This window comes from Sphaerimonospora cavernae, assembly GCF_042435035.1.
Lineage (GTDB): Bacteria > Actinomycetota > Actinomycetes > Streptosporangiales > Streptosporangiaceae > Sphaerimonospora > Sphaerimonospora cavernae.
Genome location: NZ_JBHMQT010000001.1, coordinates 40,948 through 58,254, shown reverse-complemented (window position 1 = coordinate 58,254; position 17,307 = coordinate 40,948). Strand labels below are relative to the sequence as shown.

The 17,307-nt window shown below is 68.9% G+C and carries 14 protein-coding genes; all 14 read left to right on the top strand.

The features are described 5' to 3' along the window. Positions 1 to 420 precede the first annotated feature (420 nt). The 14 genes from ACFHYQ_RS00260 (at position 421) to rpmA (ending at position 17,284) form a co-directional block, all read left to right on the top strand. Complete coding sequence (locus ACFHYQ_RS00260; RefSeq protein WP_394298996.1) at positions 421 to 1,740, top strand: bifunctional folylpolyglutamate synthase/dihydrofolate synthase; 1,320 nt, start codon at positions 421 to 423, stop codon at positions 1,738 to 1,740. A gap of 55 nt (positions 1,741 to 1,795) precedes the next feature. Then, entirely contained in the window at positions 1,796 to 2,143 is a 348-nt protein-coding gene (locus tag ACFHYQ_RS00255; RefSeq protein WP_394298995.1) for a DUF4233 domain-containing protein, read from the top strand. Positions 2,144 to 2,154: 11 nt separating this feature from the next. Then, positions 2,155 to 3,804 (top strand): hypothetical protein, encoded by a 1,650-nt coding sequence (locus tag ACFHYQ_RS00250; protein ID WP_394298994.1) that lies wholly within the window; start codon positions 2,155 to 2,157, stop codon positions 3,802 to 3,804. A gap of 163 nt (positions 3,805 to 3,967) precedes the next feature. Continuing rightward, the gene (ndk, locus tag ACFHYQ_RS00245; protein WP_204015934.1) at positions 3,968 to 4,378 is read left to right on the top strand and encodes a nucleoside-diphosphate kinase; all 411 of its coding nucleotides are present in this window, start codon (positions 3,968 to 3,970) and stop codon (positions 4,376 to 4,378) included. 212 nt (positions 4,379 to 4,590) lie between these two features. Further along, on the top strand, positions 4,591 to 5,622 hold the full coding sequence (locus ACFHYQ_RS00240; protein WP_394298993.1) for a rod shape-determining protein: 1,032 nt from the start codon (positions 4,591 to 4,593) through the stop codon (positions 5,620 to 5,622). 97 nt (positions 5,623 to 5,719) lie between these two features. Beyond that, positions 5,720 to 6,820 (top strand): rod shape-determining protein MreC, encoded by a 1,101-nt coding sequence (gene mreC / locus ACFHYQ_RS00235; protein ID WP_394298992.1) that lies wholly within the window; start codon positions 5,720 to 5,722, stop codon positions 6,818 to 6,820. 5 nt (positions 6,821 to 6,825) lie between these two features. Next, positions 6,826 to 7,356 carry a rod shape-determining protein MreD gene (gene mreD / locus ACFHYQ_RS00230; RefSeq protein ID WP_394298991.1) on the top strand — a complete coding sequence of 177 codons (531 nt, stop codon included), beginning with the start codon at positions 6,826 to 6,828 and terminating at the stop codon, positions 7,354 to 7,356. Continuing rightward, positions 7,353 to 9,413 carry a penicillin-binding protein 2 gene (mrdA, locus tag ACFHYQ_RS00225; protein WP_394298990.1) on the top strand — a complete coding sequence of 687 codons (2,061 nt, stop codon included), beginning with the start codon at positions 7,353 to 7,355 and terminating at the stop codon, positions 9,411 to 9,413. The genes mreD and mrdA overlap by 4 nt, the downstream gene beginning before the upstream one ends. Before the next feature lie 6 nt (positions 9,414 to 9,419). Next, positions 9,420 to 10,589, top strand: coding sequence for a rod shape-determining protein RodA (rodA, locus tag ACFHYQ_RS00220; RefSeq protein WP_394298989.1), 1,170 nt, complete (start codon positions 9,420 to 9,422; stop codon positions 10,587 to 10,589). A gap of 37 nt (positions 10,590 to 10,626) precedes the next feature. Next, complete coding sequence (locus ACFHYQ_RS00215) at positions 10,627 to 12,549, top strand: TIGR03960 family B12-binding radical SAM protein (protein ID WP_394298988.1); 1,923 nt, start codon at positions 10,627 to 10,629, stop codon at positions 12,547 to 12,549. A 127-nt stretch (positions 12,550 to 12,676) separates the two neighbouring features. Further along, the gene (locus tag ACFHYQ_RS00210) at positions 12,677 to 13,408 is read left to right on the top strand and encodes a TIGR03936 family radical SAM-associated protein (RefSeq protein ID WP_394298998.1); all 732 of its coding nucleotides are present in this window, start codon (positions 12,677 to 12,679) and stop codon (positions 13,406 to 13,408) included. Positions 13,409 to 13,512: 104 nt separating this feature from the next. Next, the gene (locus ACFHYQ_RS00205; protein ID WP_394298987.1) at positions 13,513 to 16,425 is read left to right on the top strand and encodes an Rne/Rng family ribonuclease; all 2,913 of its coding nucleotides are present in this window, start codon (positions 13,513 to 13,515) and stop codon (positions 16,423 to 16,425) included. Between the two features lie 196 nt (positions 16,426 to 16,621). After that, positions 16,622 to 16,936, top strand: coding sequence for a 50S ribosomal protein L21 (rplU, locus tag ACFHYQ_RS00200; RefSeq protein ID WP_204015925.1), 315 nt, complete (start codon positions 16,622 to 16,624; stop codon positions 16,934 to 16,936). A 90-nt stretch (positions 16,937 to 17,026) separates the two neighbouring features. Next, positions 17,027 to 17,284, top strand: a complete 258-nt coding sequence (rpmA, locus tag ACFHYQ_RS00195) for a 50S ribosomal protein L27 (RefSeq protein WP_055481469.1) — start codon at positions 17,027 to 17,029, stop codon at positions 17,282 to 17,284. The last annotated feature ends 23 nt before the right edge of the window (positions 17,285 to 17,307 follow it).

Genomic DNA, 17,307 nt, shown 5'->3' with positions numbered 1-17,307 from the left:
GACAATCTTTTTGTGGAGGCCATCCCTTGTGGGGTGGCCTTCACGTGTTTCTGGGGGTGTTCCCCCCCGGGGGGCCGGGCAGGTCGGGCGGCGTGTGTGCGAGAAACTGCAAGATCACGCGGGTGTGGGGGCGGTGGGGGAAGGGGCCGGGCGCGCGGGGTGTGTGTGGCGGGGTCCGGTGGCGCGCTTGTACCCTTGTCCACCAGTCCCCCAGCCACCACCAGACCCCACTGATCAACAGAGAAACCCAGCCACCGCAGCCGCCACCACCGGAAACCCGCTGGCGGCGTGTCTTGGTGGGCTGATGCGTGCGGATCCGGCCGCTGTCTCTTCAACCCGTCACAGGTCTCGACGCGCTGCTCCACGATGCCGAGAACACCGCCGCCGAGAACACCGCTGTCGCGCTGAGCCCGTACGCTGATGTCCGTGGAATACCGAGTCGCCGAGCAGGCCGTCATGGCCAGGGGAGTGGAGTGGGATTTCCAGCCCTCCCTCGAACGGATCAGCGCGCTGATGGAGCTCATCGGCGACCCGCAGAAAACGTTTCAAGTCATTCACGTCGCCGGGACCAACGGTAAGACGAGTACCGCGCGAATGATCGAAGGGCTGCTGAGGGAACGTAACCTGCGTGTCGGCCGTTACACGAGCCCTCATCTCACCTCGGTCCGCGAACGTATCTCAGTGGATGGGGAGCCCCTGTCGGAGGGTCGTTTCACCGAGGTGTACCGGGATGTCGCGCCGTACCTCGAAATGATCGACAGCAAGGTCGGTCGGTTGAGTTTCTTCGAGACTCTCACTGCGATGGCATTTGCGGCGTTCGCGGACGCCCCCGTCGACGTCGCGGTGATCGAGACGGGTATGGGCGGAGTCTGGGACGCCACCAATGTGGCGGACGGCACGATCGCCGTCATCACCCCGATTTCGTTGGATCACACCGACTATCTCGGCCCGGACGTCGCGACGATCTCCAAGGAGAAGGCCGGCATCATCAAACCGGGCGCGACCGCCGTACTCGCGCAGCAACCGCTTCCGGCCGCCGAGGTTCTGATGAGACGGGTGGCGGATGTGGGAGGGGTCGTCGCCAGAGAGGGACTGGAGTTCGGCGTGCTCCATCGAGAGCTCGCGATGGGGGGCCAGATGCTCCAGCTCAAGGGGCTCAAGGGGGTGTATGAGGAGGTCTTCTTGCCGCTGTACGGCGCGCATCAGGCGGGAAACGCCGCGTCGGCGCTGGCCGCGGTCGAGGCGCTGACGGGGGGTGATGATCCTCTGGGTAATGAGGTCGTCCGGCAGGCGTTCGCGCAGGTGACGAGCCCGGGCCGGCTCGAGGTCGTCAGACGAGGACCGACGGTGGTTCTGGACGCCGCGCACAATCCCGGTGGCATGGAAGCCACCGTCGAGGCGCTGACCGAGGCGTTCGGCTTCACGCGGCTCGTCGTCGTGGTGGCCGCCATGGGCGACAAGGATGTCAACTCGATCCTTGAACTACTGGAACCGATAGCGGAGGAGGTCGTGGTCACCAGGAACTCCTCTCCCCGTTCCATGCGGCCAGATGAGCTGGGCCTGCGTGCGCAGAGCATTTTCGGACCGGATCGTGTCCATGTGGCCGAACGGCTCGATGACGCGATCGACGTTGCCGTCACCCTGGCAGATCAGGGCGATGAGCTGGGATCCGGGGTGCTCATCACCGGTTCTGTGGTGACCGTCGGCGAGGCCCGCATTCTGCTCGGGGCCGAGCGGTGAGGTCATCAGGCGGGGCGAGGCCGAAGTCCCAAACGAACGACACGGGAAGAGCGAGATGAACGATCTGTTCGAGGTGACCCCGGGCAAGCGCCGGCTGTGCGCGAGCGTGCTCGGGATGGAGGCGATCGTCGTCGCGCTGTCCACTCCGGTCGCGATCAAGATCAATCATGTTTCCGCGCCGGTCGCGGTGACGGTCGGGATCGGGCTCGCGGTCCTGTGCGTCGTGGTGACGGGCATGCTCAAGCGGTCGTTCGCGTACATCGCGGGCACAGTCCTCCAGATCTTGGCGATTGCGACCGGATTTCTCGTTCCGGTCATGTTCTTCCTCGGAGTGATCTTCGCTCTTCTCTGGATTACGGCCATCTTCGTCGCTCACCGTGTCGAGGGCGCGACGAAGCGCTAAAGTCGGCAAGCATGGCCGTCCCTCCCGTTTCGCAGGCCCGGACCGCCGCGGCGGTTCGCGCCGTGCGCGTTCCCCTGCTTCTGGACGTCGTCGCCGGGCTGCTCATCGTGGTCGCCCTGCCCCTCGCCGTCGTCGCGATCCCGAACACGATCTCGGTCGTCGCAGCGCTGCTGCCTCCCGGCGTCTCGCACGTCGACATGATGCGGGCGCATGGCCTGGCGCTGCCGGCCATGCTGCTGACCGTGCCCCTCGCGGCGCTGGCGGTACGCCGGTTCCGTGCCGCACCGATTCTCGTCGCCGGTCTCGCGCTGCTCGCGGTGGCCGACGCCGCCGGCGGGTACGCGAACTCGACCGCACTGGTCGGCGTGCTGCGTGTGCTCCACGGACTCGGGGCCGGGGCACTCATCCCGGCGACTCTCGTTGTTGTCTGGGAGCGGCCACGCAGGAACGTCCTGCTGCCGCTCTGGGTGGGGATGCTCACTGTCAGTCTGCTGTCGGCCCAGGCGCTCGCGCTCCACCCGCTCGCCGACCTTGCCGGTCCGGACTCCTGGCGGGTTACGCTGCAGCCGTACCCGCTGCCGACCGGGGTCGCCCTCGTGCTGGCCGCCGCCTACCTGGTCCTGTGGCTTATCGAGGGTGCGGGCGACGGTGGCTCGTCGTACGGCGAGACGGGAGTCGCGGAGTCGGCTGGGGTGGGCGCCTCCCCGGTGGGCTCGGTGGGTGCGTCCCCGGCGGAACGCAGGCAGCTCATGCTGGCGGTGGTGCCCGCCGCGGGTGTCGCCACGCTCGGGATCTTCCTCACCTTCGACTGGCCCCCGATCCTGGTCACCGTCGTCGCGGCCGTCGCGGCCGCCGCCGTCCTGGCGATGCTGGGGCTCGGGGCGGTCGGCACGTTCGATGGGCCGGGCGGGCGCACGCTGGCCTTCGTCAACGTGGCGATCGGTCTGGTCGTGCTGCCGACCGCGGCGCAGACCACCTACCTCGAGCTGGGCGGGCTCGGCGGCCCAGGACTGAAGGGACTGTGGCTGCCGTTCCTCATCGCCGCTTTCATCACTCTGGCTGCGGCCGTCATCGTGGGCAGGCTTCCGGAGCGGAAGGTCACGACGTTCCCGGCGGTGGGGATGGTGGCCATGGTGGCCGGTCTCTGCGCCATCTGGTGGATCGTGCCCGAGCCGTCGGGATGGCCGCTCGTGGTGCCGTTCACACTGCTCGCGGCCGGCTCGGCGGTGGCGCTGGTGAGCGCGTTCCGGCTGGCCGGAATCGGATCGGCGCTGCTCGGCCTGTCCATGTGCTTTCCCGCGGTGCTTGCCGGTTTCCTGCTCGGCACCGGCATTCAAGTCCTGATGCTGCACCTGATCAGCCAGTCCGGGCCGGCCACCGGAGAGGCGGTCGCGAACGGCTTCGTCGACGCGCTGCATACGTGGGCGCTGGTCGGTGGTGGCGTGGTCGTCGGAATCATCTTGCTCGCACAGTTCCTGGCTCGTCGTGCCTCCGTGCTTCCCGAGGCCTCTCCGGCCGCCGGTACGGCTTCCGCCGCGACCGCGGACTCCGCCGGTGAGCGGAGATTCGGCGGGCAGGACACCCAGGTGATGATCCCGGCGCCGACTCCGTCACCCGAAGGCGAGAAAGGCACGGCCGGACACGCCGACGGGGACCGGTAAGCTGCCGTTGCGGTTGGAACCCTGGGGGTGATCCGGGTACCGGGACGGTCTCACCCGTCTGCGCGGTCTTCACTGGAACGCGGAGACTTCGGGCGCACGGGGATCCCCGGGTGGAAACCGCCACCGAGCAGCCTCGCTGTCCCATTCGACAAGGAGAGAAACCGTGTCTGAGCGTACGCTTGTCCTGATCAAGCCGGACGGGGTCCGTCGCGGCCTCATTGGCGATGTCATCGGCCGGATCGAGCGCAAGGGCCTGAAGATCGTGGCGATGGACCTGCGCACGCTCGACGCCGAGACCGCCAAGGCCCACTACGCAGAGCACTCCGAGCGCCCGTTCTTCGGCGAGTTGGTCGAGTTCATCACCTCCGCACCACTGGTGGCGCTGGTGGTGGAGGGCCCCCGCGCGATCGAGGCGTTCCGTGCGCTGGCCGGCGCCACCGACCCGGTCAAGTCGCCTCCCGGCACCATCCGAGGCGACCACGCCCTGGAGATCGGCGAGAACGTCGTGCATGGCTCGGACTCGCCCGAGTCCGCCGCCCGTGAAGTCAAGATCTTTTTTCCTGACCGTTTCTGAGGCTCGCTCTGTCGCACCGCAGGCTCCGGGACAAACCCGGGGCCTGCGGTGTTTTCCCAGGTGGTGACCATTATCTGGCCGGGGTGGCGGCGATTTTCCCCGGGCCTGATGGCTCGATGTGCCGCGTAATGGACACATCGCGTTACGATTCGAGTGCGATGCGTTATCCCGCCAACCACCCGCTAACCACCTGAAGGAAGGCTTCCTTCCGCATGGGCAGCAAGCTGACATTCCTGGGCCGTGACATGGCTGTCGACCTTGGCACGGCGAACACGCTGGTTTATGTCCGAGGCCGCGGCGTCGTGCTGAACGAGCCGTCCGTTGTCGCCATCAACGTCACGACAGGAAAGATCGTGGCGGTTGGCATAGAAGCGAAGCGGATGATCGGCCGTACGCCTGGCAACATCGTCGCCATTCGCCCCCTGAGAGACGGGGTGATCGCGGACTTCGAAGTGACCGAGCGTATGTTGCGATATTTCATCCAGAAGGTGCACAAGCGTACGCGCTTCGTGCGCCCCCGCATCATTGTGGCGGTTCCCAGCGGCATCACCGCGGTCGAGCAGCGCGCGGTGAAGGAAGCGGGATACCAGGCCGGCGCCCGGCGCGTGTACATCATCGAGGAGCCGATGGCGGCCGCGATCGGTGCCGGTCTGCCCGTCCACGAACCCACCGGCAACATGGTGGTGGACATAGGGGGTGGCACCACCGAGGTCGCCATCATCTCGATGGGCGGCATAGTGACCAGCCAGTCGATCCGCGTCGCTGGAGACGAACTCGACCAGGCGGTCGTGGCCTTCGCCAAGAAGGAACACTCCCTGATGCTGGGGGATCGGACCGCGGAGGAAGTGAAGATCTCCGTAGGAGCGGCCTGCTCGTCGGGAGAGGAGATCCACGCCGAGGTCCGCGGTCGGGACCTGGTGACCGGCCTGCCCAAGACCGTGGTCATCTCGAGTGAAGAGATCCGCCGGGCGATGAGCGAACAGGTCAATGTGATCGTGGACACGGTCAAGACCACGCTGGACAAGTGCCCGCCGGAGCTCTCGGGTGACCTGATGGACCGAGGCATCGCGGTGACCGGTGGGGGCGGCCTGCTCAAGGGCATGGTCGACCGGTTGCGCGAGGAGACGGGGATGCCCGTACACCTCGCGGACAACGCGCTCGACTCGGTCGCGATGGGATCCGGCAGGTGTGTGGAGGACTTTGAAGCCCTCCAGCAGGTGCTCGTACCCGAGCCTCGCAATTAGGTCGTGCTTCAAGAGTCATGCCCAGCCCGCTTGGCGGGCGGCCCACAACGCCCGCCTGATCTTCCCGGTCCATGGACACACGACTTAAGGAGCGGTCATGAGAGACACCCGCCGCGCCCGTCTCGCGGTCGGACTTCTCCTCGCCGCCGCGCTGGTCCTGATCACCGTGGATCACCGAGTGGGGAGCGGGCCGGTCCTCGGACCGGTGCATGACGTCGCGTCCGGGATCTTCGCGAAGGCGGAGCAGGTGAGCGCGACCGTCACCAAACCGGTCAGGGACTTCGTGGGCATGCTCCGCGCCGCTCCCGAAGCCGAGCGGACCATCGTCACGTTGCGGAAGGAGAACGCCAAGCTGCATACCGAGCTGTCCACGCGGCAGCTCGACAGCACGCGGGCCGCGAAGCTGGACCGGATGCTCGGGCTGGCGGGCCTGGGCCGTTACCGGGTCGTGCCTGCGCAGGTGCTGGCCCGGCGGGCCTTTCCGGGTTTCGAAGACGCGGTTGAGATCGACGCGGGAACCGAGGACGGGGTGCGGCCGGACATGACCGTGCTCACCGGCGGGGGGCTCGTCGGCCGCGTGGTTCAAGCGGCGGCGGACAGCGCGACCGTGTTGCTGCTGACCGATCCCGCCCTCTCGGTGGGGGCCCGCCTCGAAGGCGGCAACCAGATCGGCGTTGTGAGCGGCCTGGGCGAGGCGGGCGGCGGTGACAATCTGATCAAGTTCCGGTTGCTCGACTCGACGGTGCCGCTGCCCCTGGGCGGCCGGATCGTCTCCTTCGGTTCGCAGCGCAGCAAACCGTACGTCCCGGGCGTGCCCATCGGCGTGATCCAGCGGGTGGAGTCGCTGCCGGGAGAGCTGACCAAGATCGCCTATGCCAAGCCGTTCACCGACTTCTCGTCGCTCGACGTCGTCGGGGTCGTGGTACAGGCGCCCAAGCGCGATCCGCGTGACTCGGTGCTTCCGCCGGTCCCGCGGCAGGTCAAGGTCAAGGAGCCGCGCAAGGATGAGGAGAAGCGGGCGGGCCGTGGCGAGGAGGTCGCCGCCGAGAGGCGGGCCGAGGCTGACTCCTGGGCCCAGATCGAGGAGGGAAGAGCCGGGGCCGAGCGGGCGAACGGCCATACGCGCGCGCCGGAGCGGGGCGAGCCGCCGCGTCGCCCGGCGGCCGGGGGAGCCGCGCGTAGCGACGGGAGGAACTGACCCTGATGCTCCGCAATCTGACCGCGGCACTGCTGATCTTCGCTGCCCTGGTGCTGCAGGCGAGCCTGGTGAACCGGTTGCTGGGCGCGTACGCACCGGATTTCGTGCTGCTGATCATTCTGACGCTGGCCGCGCTGCGCGGGCCGCAGGCCGGCGCGGTGATCGGCTTCTCCGGTGGCCTCGCCTACGACCTGCTGCCGCCGGCCAGTCACACGCTCGGGCAGTACGCGCTGCTGCTGTGTGCGCTCGGGTACGCCGCCGGCCGGGTGGGCGGGCAGTCGCCGATGCTCACGGTGGCGGTCTGCGCCGTCGTCGCACCCGGTCTGGCAGCGGGGATCGGCGCGCTGCTGGGCCACCCCGGGGTCACCTGGACCGTCCTGCGCTCGGCCTGGCCACGGGCCGCGCTGTGTGACCTCGTGGCCGTCCCCGCCGTGGTGTGGCTGTTGAGCGACCGGTACCGGCTGCGAAGACGTCGTGGCAGGGCCGGGTCGACGGGGATGGGCTCGACGACGAGTTGGGGACGGGGGACGGCATGACACGGTTGCGTGGGCGACTGTTGGTCCTGCAGGTGCTCGTGATCGCGATGATCGTGGTGCTCGTCGTAAGGCTGTGGCAGGTGCAGGTCATGCAGGGAGAGCGGTTCGGCACGGTCGCGACCGAGACCCGGACCAGGGAGGTGCGCGTGCCGGCCCTGCGCGGCTCGATTCTCGACTCGTCGGGGCACCCGCTGGTCCGCAACCGCACCAGCCTCGTGGTGTCGGTCGACCGGGGCCGGCTCGAGCGTATGCATGACGGAGGCGCCGCGGTGCTGAGGCGGCTGTCGACCGTGCTGGGCGTCCCGTACGACGAGCTCAAGCAGCAGATCCGGGCCTGCGGGCCGGGCGTCTCGCGGCCCTGCTGGCCGGGCTCGCCGTACACGCCGATCCCGGTGGCCGAGCACGTGAAGACCCGGCAGGCGCTGCAGATCCTGGAACGCCAGGAGGACTTCCCCGGTGTGACGGCCGAGATCCAGGCGAGGCGAGACTACCCGCACGGCAAGGAGGCCGCCGCGCTGCTCGGCTACCTCCAGCCGGTCACCGAGCAGGAGTTGGAGCGGCGCGAGGGGCTCAAGGCGAGCTTTTCGGGTGTCGACCTGGTCGGGCAGGGCGGGCTGGAGGCGATCTACGACGCGGCGATGCGCGGCAAACCGGGCCTGCGGCGGGTCCAGGTGGACCGGATGGGCAAGGTCATCAGGGTCGACCAGCAGGCGAACTCGGTGCCGGGCGACATCCTGGTCACCAGCATCGACGAGCGGGTCCAGTCGATCGTGGAGAAGTCGCTCGACCAGGCGATGAAGGAGACGCCGAAGTCGAACGGAGGAGCGGCCGTCGTGCTGGACGTCAAGACGGGGCGGGTCATCGCGATGGCCAGCAGGCCGACCTATGACCCGTCGATCTGGGTGGGCGGTATCAAGGAGAAGGACTACCGGTGGCTGCTGTCGGACAAGTCGGGCAAGCCACTGGTGTCGCGGGCGATCAACGGCACGTTCGCCCCCGGATCCACCTTCAAGATCAGCTCAGCCTCGGCGATGATCGCGGACGGCTCTCCGCTGAACGGCACCTACGAGTGCCCGAGTTCCTACACCGCGGCCGGGCAGACGTACGCCAACGCGGGCGGCATGTCTCTCGGGTCCATCTCCCTGCACACGGCGTTGGTGAAGTCCTGTGACACGGTCTTCTACAAGGCGGGGTTCGAGCAGTGGAAGGCCGATGGCGGCTTGAAGCCCAAGGGCACTCCCAAGGAGCCGATGACCCACATGGCCAAGGCGTACGGCTTCGGCCGGCGCACCGGCATCGACCTGCCGGGTGAGAGCCCGGGCCTGGTCCCGGGCCGGCAGTGGAAGAAGGACCTGTGGGCCTCTATGAAGGACACCATGTGCCGGCGGGCCAAGACCGGCTATCCGGAGATGAAGGACGCGGCCAAGGCCGCGTATGCCAAGCGCCTCGCGCACGAGAACTGCGTGGAGGGCAACATCTGGCACGCCTACGAGGCGATCAACTTCTCCATCGGCCAAGGCGCCTTGCTGGTGACCCCGCTCCAGCTCGCCCGGGCCTACGCCGCGCTCGTCGGCGACGGCAACGTGCGCAGCCCCCGGATCGGCTGGGCCCTGGTCCGGCCGGACGGCACGCTGGTCAAGGAGATCCCGGTGCCGGTGGAGGGCCATCTGCCGATCAGCGACCATGTGCGCGACTACATCCGCAAGGCGCTGGCCGAGGTGCCCGTGGACGGAACGGCGGCGGCCGTCTTCCGAGGGTTCGACTTCAACGTCGTGAAGGTCGGCGGCAAGACCGGCACGGCGGAGGTCTTCGGCAAGGACGACACGTCGTGGTTCGCGTCGTTCGCCCCTGCGGACAACCCGCAGTTCGTGGCCGTGGTGATGGTGGCCCAGGGCGGATTCGGTGCGTCGACCGCGGCGCCGGCCGTACGCCGCATCTGGGAAGGGATCTACGGCGTCGGCAAGAGCGACGACGGCAAGCCGATCAAGCCCGCGCTTCCGGGCGGCAAGCCCCCGGCGCGGCTGCCGGTGATCAGAGACGGGGTGGCGGCCCAGTGATGCGAGATGACTGACGCGCTGCGGGTTCGAAGGCGATCATTCGTACGGCGGGTCGTCGGCCAGGGAGCGCCTCTGCGGCGGATGGACGGCATCCTTCTCGGCGCGGTCGTCGCACTCAGCGTCATCGGCACGCTCCTGGTCTGGTCGTCCACCCGGAACTGGAACTCGGCCGAGCCGACCGCGCTGGCCAAGAAGCATGTGCTCAACCTGTGCATCGGCCTCGCGCTCTACAGCGCCGTCGCAGTGTCCGACTATCGCGTGCTGCGTCGTTACGCGCCCCTGATGTACGGGATCGTGACCGTGGGGCTGCTGCTGGTCCTCACCCCGATGGGCGCGACGATCAACGGCCACCGCTCGTGGATCGCCGTTGGGGGCGGCTTCGCCGTACAACCGGACGAGGTGGCCAAACCGGTCCTGGTGCTGCTGCTGGCGATGTTGCTGGCACGGGCCGGAGACAAGAAGAAGGACCGGCCGCGCTATCTGTATGTGGCGCTGTGCCTCGCCGTCTGGGGGGGAACGGCGGTCCTGGTCATGATGGAGCCCGACCTCGGCACCACGACGGTGTTGACGGCGATCACGGGCGGCATGATCGTGTACGCAGGTGTTCACAAGCGCTTGATCGCAGCCGGAGTGATGCTGGCGGTCGCGGGCGCGGCGGCCGTGTGGTTCCTCGGGCTGCTCAAGCCGTACCAGGTGGCGCGGTTCACCGCGCTGATGGACCCGTCGACCGACCCGCGCGGGATCGGCTACAACAGCAGGCAGGCGCTGATCGCGATCGGCTCGGGGGAGCTGTTCGGCAAGGGTCTGTTCCACGGGGGGCAGACGACCGGCCGTTTCGTGCCGGAGCAGCACACCGACTTCATCTTCACCGTGGCCGGCGAGGAACTGGGCTTCGTCGGGGCGGTGGTGGTGGTGCTGCTGCTCGGGGTGGTGCTGCTGCGATGCCTGCGGATCGCACGGCTGTGCGAGGACCGGTTCGCCGCGCTGGTGGCCGGAGGCATCGTCACCTGGATGGGGTTCCAGACGCTGGTCAACGTCGGCATGACCATCGGGATCATGCCGATCACCGGGGTGCCGCTGCCGTTCGTCTCGTACGGCGGCACCGCGACGTTCTCCAACATGATGGCGGTGGGCGTTCTGCAGGCGATCCACATCAAGGACCGGGTGTTCGGATGACGGCTGGGACCCCCGCCGGAGCCGATACCCTGAACGTATGTCTGTCGAGTCGTTGTTTCCTCGCCTGGAACCGCTGTTGCACAAGGTGCAGAAGCCGATCCAGTACGTCGGGGGTGAGTTGAACTCGACGGTCAAGGACTGGGACGAGGCGACGGTCCGGTGGGCGCTGATGTACCCGGACGCCTACGAGGTCGGCCTGCCCAACCAGGGGGTGCAGATCCTCTATGAGATCCTCAACGAGCTGCCCGAGACGCTGGCCGAGCGGACGTACGCGGTCTGGCCGGACCTCGAGGCGCTCATGCGGGCCGAGAGGGTCCCCCAGTTCACCGTCGACGGCCACCGGCCGGTGCGGGCGTTCGACGTCCTCGGGGTGTCGTTCGCCACGGAGCTCGGATACACCAACATGCTCACCGCGCTGGACCTGGCGGGCATCCCGCTCCGCGCGGCGGAGCGCACCGACGAGGACCCGATCGTTCTGGCCGGAGGCCACGCCGCGTTCAACCCCGAGCCCATCGCGGACTTCCTCGACGCCGCCGTGCTCGGCGACGGAGAGCAGATCGTCATCGCGATCAGCGAGGTGCTTCGCGAGTGGAAGGAAGAGGGCTCGCCCGGGGGCCGTGACGAGGTGCTCATGCGCCTCGCCTCCAGCGGAGGGGTGTACGTCCCGAAGTTCTACGACGTCGAGTATCACCCGGACGGCCGCGTCAAGCGGGTCGTGCCGAACCGCCCCGGCGTTCCTTCACGGGTGTTCAAGCACACGGTCATGGACCTGGACGAGTGGCCGTACCCGAAGAAACCGCTGGTTCCGCTCGCCGAGACCGTCCACGAGCGGTTCAGCGTGGAGATCTTCCGCGGTTGCACCCGCGGCTGCCGATTCTGCCAGGCCGGGATGATCACCCGCCCGGTGCGGGAGCGTTCGATCACCACGATCGGCGACATGGTCGAGGTGGGCATCAAGGAGTCCGGCTTCAGTGAGGTCGGCCTGCTCTCGCTGTCCAGCGCCGACCATTCGGAGATCACCGACGTCACCAAGGGCCTCGCCGACCGCTACGAGGGCAGTCAGATCGGCCTGTCCCTGCCGTCCACGCGGGTGGACGCCTTCAACATCGACCTCGCCAACGAGCTGTCCAGGAACGGGCGTCGTTCGGGGCTCACCTTCGCCCCGGAGGGCGGCTCCGAGCGGATGCGCAAGGTGATCAACAAGATGGTCACCGAGGAGGATCTGATCCGCACCGTCACCACGGCGTACGGCCAGGGCTGGCGGCAGGTGAAGCTCTACTTCATGTGCGGGCTGCCCACCGAGGAGGACGTCGACGTCCTCGCCATCGCCGACCTGGCCAAGCGGGTCATCAAGGCGGGGCGGGAGGCGACCGGGTCCAAGGACATCCGCTGCACGGTCTCCATCGGCGGGTTCGTGCCCAAGCCGCACACGCCGTTCCAGTGGGCCGCCCAGTGCGACCACGAGACGGTCGACCGACGCCTGCGCGAACTCCGCGACGCCATGCGCGCCGACAAGGAGTACGGCAAGGCGATCGGCTACCGCTACCACGACGGGAAACCGTCGATCGTGGAAGGCCTGCTGTCGCGCGGCGACCGCCGTGTCGGCGCGGTCATCCGCACCGTGTGGGAGGACGGCGGCCGGTTCGACGGCTGGAGCGAGCACTTCTCCTACGACCGCTGGATGGCGGCGGCCGAGCGGGCGCTGGCCGGCGAGCCGGTGGACGTCGCCTGGTACACCACCCGGGAGCGGGACGAGCACGAGGTCCTCCCGTGGGACCATCTCGACGCCGGCCTCGACCGCGAGTGGCTCTGGCAGGACTGGCAGGACGCCCTGGGCGACATCGAGGTCGAGGACTGCCGCTGGACGCCCTGCTACGACTGCGGTGTCTGCCCCACGATGGGGACGGAGATCCAGATCGGCCCGACCGGGAAGAAGCTGCTGCCCCTCACCGTCCTGTGATCCTGGGTCGTGATCGTGATGGGCGGGCACTGCTGGGGCGCGGCTATTCTGGAAGACGATTGACCGAAACCGGAAGGATGGCGGAACCCTGAAACCCGTACCCGATGGGCCACCGCCCGAGCCCGTGGTGCAGCGCCTCAGGGTGCGTTACGCCAAACGGGGGCGTCTGCGCTTCACCAGCCATCGTGACATCTCCCGCGCCGTCGAAAGGGCGGTGCGGCGGGCCGGTGTGCCGGTGGCCTACAGCGCGGGATTCAGCCCCCATCCGAAGATCTCCTACGCCGGCGCCGCTCCAACGGGAGTGGCGAGTGAGGCCGAATACCTCGAGATCGGCGTGAGTCGGCCGTGCGACCCGCGGCGGCTCCGCGCCGAACTCGACGCGTCGCTGCCTCCGGGCCTCGATGTCCTGGACGTGGTCGAGGCGCACACCGGGAACCTCGCGGACCGGCTCGAGGGCTCGGTGTGGGAACTGCGGCTTCCCGGTGCCGATCCCGCCGCCGTGGAGCATGCGGTACAGGAGTTCTCGGCGGCCGACCGGGTGGAGGTCGAACGCCTGACCAAGAAGGGGATGCGGCGGTTCGACACCCGCCAGGCGGTGTGCGCGCTGGCCGTCGCGAACGGAACGGGAACAACAGCAGGTCAGGAGACCGTTCAGCCGTGTGTCATACTTCGTATGGTTGTTCGGCACGAAACACCTGCCGTCCGGCCCGACGACGTGCTCATGGGTTTGCGCCTCGTGGCAGGCTTCGCGCCGCCGTCACCTCCTGAGGTGACCAGGCTGGCGCAGGGGCCGCTCGACGCCGCGACCGGTGAGCCCGCCGACCCGTTCGACCTCGACCGGGCAGGCGGAGACCGATAAGACTTGCCGCTGCGGCACCCCTGCGGGAGCGCGGCGGACCACGAGAGACGAGAGCCTCCGTGCGGCGCGGCGACGTGCCCGGAGGCTGACGGGAGAGCGCCCGCATGCTCGATAACGAGCCCACTGACGGGGCTGTGAGCCTTGACGGTGATACAACGACAGGCGATACGACAACTGAAGAAAGGGAGCACGATCCCGGCGTGAGCGATGCTCCGTCGGCGGATGCGGCCGAGCAACCGCGGCGCCGTGCGGCGAGCCGCCCGGCCGGGCCCCCGCCGGAGCCGGAAGACCTGCCACCGGTGGCTCCCGTCGTGATGACGGTGGCCGCCGGCGCCGCCCACGTGGTGGCGGAGCCGGCCGAAACACAGCGTCCGCGGCGGGTCGTCCGTCGCCGTGTCACCCCGGAATCGGAACCGGTCGGCGAGGCCCCGCAGCCCACGGCCGAGAGCGTTTCGGCTCCTGCCGAGGCCGTGACGGCGGAGCCGGACGACGTGGGAGCCGCACCGGAAGCCACAGCGGGAGCCACAGCGGAACCCGCACGGTCCGTACGGCGCAGCCGTACCCGCAAGCGGACCGATGTCCCCGAGGTCGCCGACGTCGCCCAGAGCGACGAGTCCGAGGCCACCGAGGAGGTCGCCGAGGAGGCGCCCGCCAGGAGCAGACGGCGCACCGGCCGGAAGAAGCCCGACGAGGAGACGACGGAGCGAACCGCCACGGAACGAGCCAGGGCGATGAGCGCCGCCGAGGCCGAGGTCGCGGCCGTGCTGCGGCTCGGCATGCCGCCGGCCGAACTCCCCCCGGAGCAGACTGACTCCGGCGAGGAGCCGCCCGCCGAGACGGCTGCCGAGGGAGAGCCGGCTGAGGGCGGGCCGACGGCTGTGCTGACCGACCCGTTCGGGCTGCACGTGCAGCGGCCGGTCGTCCCGTCGGTGTCGTTCCAGGCGACGTCGTCCCTGTTCCAGCCGCTCTTCCAGGCACCGGATCCGTTCGCTGTGCCGGCCCAGCGCCCCGCCGTGCCCGAGGAGCAGGCCGAGGCGGATGAGACCGACGAGGCGACCGGGACCGCCGAGGAGGAGACCGAGGACGAGGGCACGCCGCGCCGGCGCCGCCGGCGCCGCGGCGGTCGCGGACGCGGCGTGCGCGGCCGCGACGGCGAGGAAAGCGAGGACGCCGAGGAGGAGTCCGAGTCCGTCGCGGATTCGGATGCCGAGGCCGAGGACACGCAGGAAGAGCCGGCCGAGGACGAGGGCGGCACTGAGGCGGAGGCCGAGGAGGCCCAGGGCACCTCGCGCCGGCGCCGGCGCCGCCGGCGGCGGGGAAGCGAGGAGGCCGAGCCCACCGCCGACGACCCGCCGAACACGGTGGTCCGCATCCGGGCGCCCCGCGCCACCCGCTCCACGTCCCTCGACGAGGTCCAGGGCGTGCGCGGCTCCACCCGCCTGGAGGCGAAGAAGCAGCGTCGCCGCGAGGGCCGCGAGCTGGGTCGCCGCCGACCGCCGATTATCACAGAGTCGGAGTTCCTGGCCCGCCGCGAGTCGGTCGAGCGCGTCATGATCGTACGTCGTCACGGCGGCCGCACCCAGATCGCGGTTCTGGAGGACGGCGTGCTCGTCGAGCACTACGTCGACCGCGAGTCGAGCCAGTCCTACGTCGGCAACGTGTACCTGGGCAAGGTGCAGAACGTGCTGCCCTCGATGGAGGCGGCGTTCGTCGACATCGGCAAGGGCCGCAACGCCGTGCTGTACGCGGGCGAGGTGAACTTCGACACCGTTGGACTGGAGGGCCAGCCGAAGCGGATCGAGGCGGCGCTGAAGTCGGGCCAGTCCGTGCTCGTCCAGGTCACCAAGGATCCGATCGGGCACAAGGGCGCCCGGCTGACCTCCCAGATCAGCCTGCCCGGCCGCTACCTGGTCTATGTGCCGGACGGCTCCATGACCGGGATCTCGCGCAAGCTGCCCGACAAGGAGCGGGCCCGGCTCAAGCAGATCCTCAAGAAGGTGATGCCGGAGAACGCCGGCGTGATCGTCCGCACCGCGGCGGAGGGCGCCTCGGAGGAGGAGCTCAGCCGCGATGTGGCCCGGTTGTCGGCGCAGTGGGAGAACATCCAGCGCAAGGCCAAGTCGGCCAGTCCGCCCGAGTTGCTGTCCGGCGAGCCCGACCTGACGGTCCGGGTGGTCCGCGACATCTTCAACGAGGACTTCAGCTCGCTGGTGGTCGAGGGCGACGACGCGTGGGTGACGGTGGACGAGTATGTCCGCTACGTCGCGCCGCATCTCGCCGACCGCCTGTCGAGGTGGGAGGAGACGACCGACGTCTTCGCCGTCTACCGGGTGGACGAGCAGATCGCCAAGGCGATGGAGCGCAAGGTGTGGCTGCCCTCCGGCGGCTCGCTCGTGATCGATCGCACGGAGGCGATGACGGTCGTCGACGTCAACACGGGCAAGTTCACCGGTCAGGGCGGCAACCTCGAGGAGACGGTCACCCGCAACAACCTGGAGGCGGCCGAGGAGATCGTCCGCCAGCTCCGGCTGCGGGACATCGGCGGCATCATCGTGATCGATTTCATCGACATGGTGCTGGAGAGCAACCGCGACCTCGTGCTCCGCCGGCTGCTGGAGTGCCTGGCGCGGGACCGGACCAAGCACCAGGTGGCGGAGGTCACCTCGCTCGGCCTGGTCCAGATGACCCGTAAGCGGGTCGGCCAGGGGCTGCTGGAGGCGTTCTCGACGCCGTGCGAGTGCTGCCACGGACGTGGCATCATCGTCTCGACCGAGCCGGTCGAGGGGAAGCCTGAGCCGCGCGGCACGCAGGGCAAGATGGCGATCGAGAAGGCGGTGGCGGAGAAGCTCAACGGCTCCGCCGGCGAGGGCACGGCGGTGGCCGCGTCCGCCACGGTGCGGGATGGCGTCACCGACTCCCTGCCCGCGGTCTCCTCAGCCGCTGTCTCCTCGGATGGGGGCGACGCCTCGGCGCAGCCGCGCACGCGGCGCCGTTCCCGCAGGAAGACCGCAGACTGACGCCCGAGCAGTGCTTGGGCTCCCGGCTTTCCACCCGGTTCGACCTCGGTGCCGATAATCCGGTACTCTAGTCAACCGGCGCGTCTGGTGAGCGCGCCTGGCTTCGCGCGCCTGCCCGGATAGCCGGTCGTGTAATCGACAGCAGCTGGATGCGGGGCGCGGCATCTCAGCACTTAGCCAGAAGAAGGGTTCCGCGGTGTACGCGATCGTTCGTTGCGGCGGCAGGCAGCAGAAGGTCTCCGTCGGGGACGTCCTCGAGGTGGACAGGCTCGCCGGCGAGGTCGGTTCCTCGGTGTCGCTGCCGGCGGTGCTCGTCGTCAACGACGGCGATGTCACTACCGACGCTGCCACGCTTGCTCGGTTCCAGGTGACCGCCGAGATTCTCGGCGAGACCAAGGGCCCCAAGATCCGCATTCTGAAGTACAAGAACAAGACCGGTTACAAGAAGCGCCAGGGGCACCGCCAGCGGTACACCCAGGTCAAGGTCACCGGCATCAACCCCGGTCAGTGATTTCCGGGGGGAGGGGACGTCTCCCGCTACCCCCGAAAGACAGTGATTTCCCGGGGGACGACCCCCGATACCCCCGAAAGGGAGGGAACCATGGCACACAAGAAGGGCGCCTCGTCCACCCGGAACGGCCGTGACTCGAACGCTCAGCGCCTCGGCGTCAAGCGCTTCGGCGGGCAACTGGTGAACGCAGGCGAGATCATCGTCCGCCAGCGCGGCACCCACTTCCACCCCGGCGACAACGTCGGCCGTGGTGGCGACGACACGCTGTTCGCGCTGGCCGCCGGTCACGTTCAGTTCGGCATGAAGCGTGGTCGTCGCGCCGTGAGCATCGTCCCGGTCGCGGAGTAGATCCGCCAGGACAGCAGCACGAC

Bases quoted from the DNA above. Each gene is read 5' to 3' on its own strand.
- rodA (WP_394298989.1), top strand. From the start codon at position 9,420: ATGACTGACGCGCTGCGGGTTCGAAGGCGATCATTCGTACGGCGGGTC.
- rpmA (WP_055481469.1), top strand. From the start codon at position 17,027: ATGGCACACAAGAAGGGCGCCTCGTCCACCCGGAACGGCCGTGACTCG.
- ACFHYQ_RS00240 (WP_394298993.1), top strand. From the start codon at position 4,591: ATGGGCAGCAAGCTGACATTCCTGGGCCGTGACATGGCTGTCGACCTT.
- ACFHYQ_RS00260 (WP_394298996.1), top strand. From the start codon at position 421: ATGTCCGTGGAATACCGAGTCGCCGAGCAGGCCGTCATGGCCAGGGGA.
- mreC (WP_394298992.1), top strand. From the start codon at position 5,720: ATGAGAGACACCCGCCGCGCCCGTCTCGCGGTCGGACTTCTCCTCGCC.
- ACFHYQ_RS00250 (WP_394298994.1), top strand. From the start codon at position 2,155: ATGGCCGTCCCTCCCGTTTCGCAGGCCCGGACCGCCGCGGCGGTTCGC.
- mrdA (WP_394298990.1), top strand. From the start codon at position 7,353: ATGACACGGTTGCGTGGGCGACTGTTGGTCCTGCAGGTGCTCGTGATC.
- ACFHYQ_RS00215 (WP_394298988.1), top strand. From the start codon at position 10,627: ATGTCTGTCGAGTCGTTGTTTCCTCGCCTGGAACCGCTGTTGCACAAG.
- ACFHYQ_RS00255 (WP_394298995.1), top strand. From the start codon at position 1,796: ATGAACGATCTGTTCGAGGTGACCCCGGGCAAGCGCCGGCTGTGCGCG.
- mreD (WP_394298991.1), top strand. From the start codon at position 6,826: ATGCTCCGCAATCTGACCGCGGCACTGCTGATCTTCGCTGCCCTGGTG.
- ACFHYQ_RS00205 (WP_394298987.1), top strand. From the start codon at position 13,513: ATGCTCGATAACGAGCCCACTGACGGGGCTGTGAGCCTTGACGGTGAT.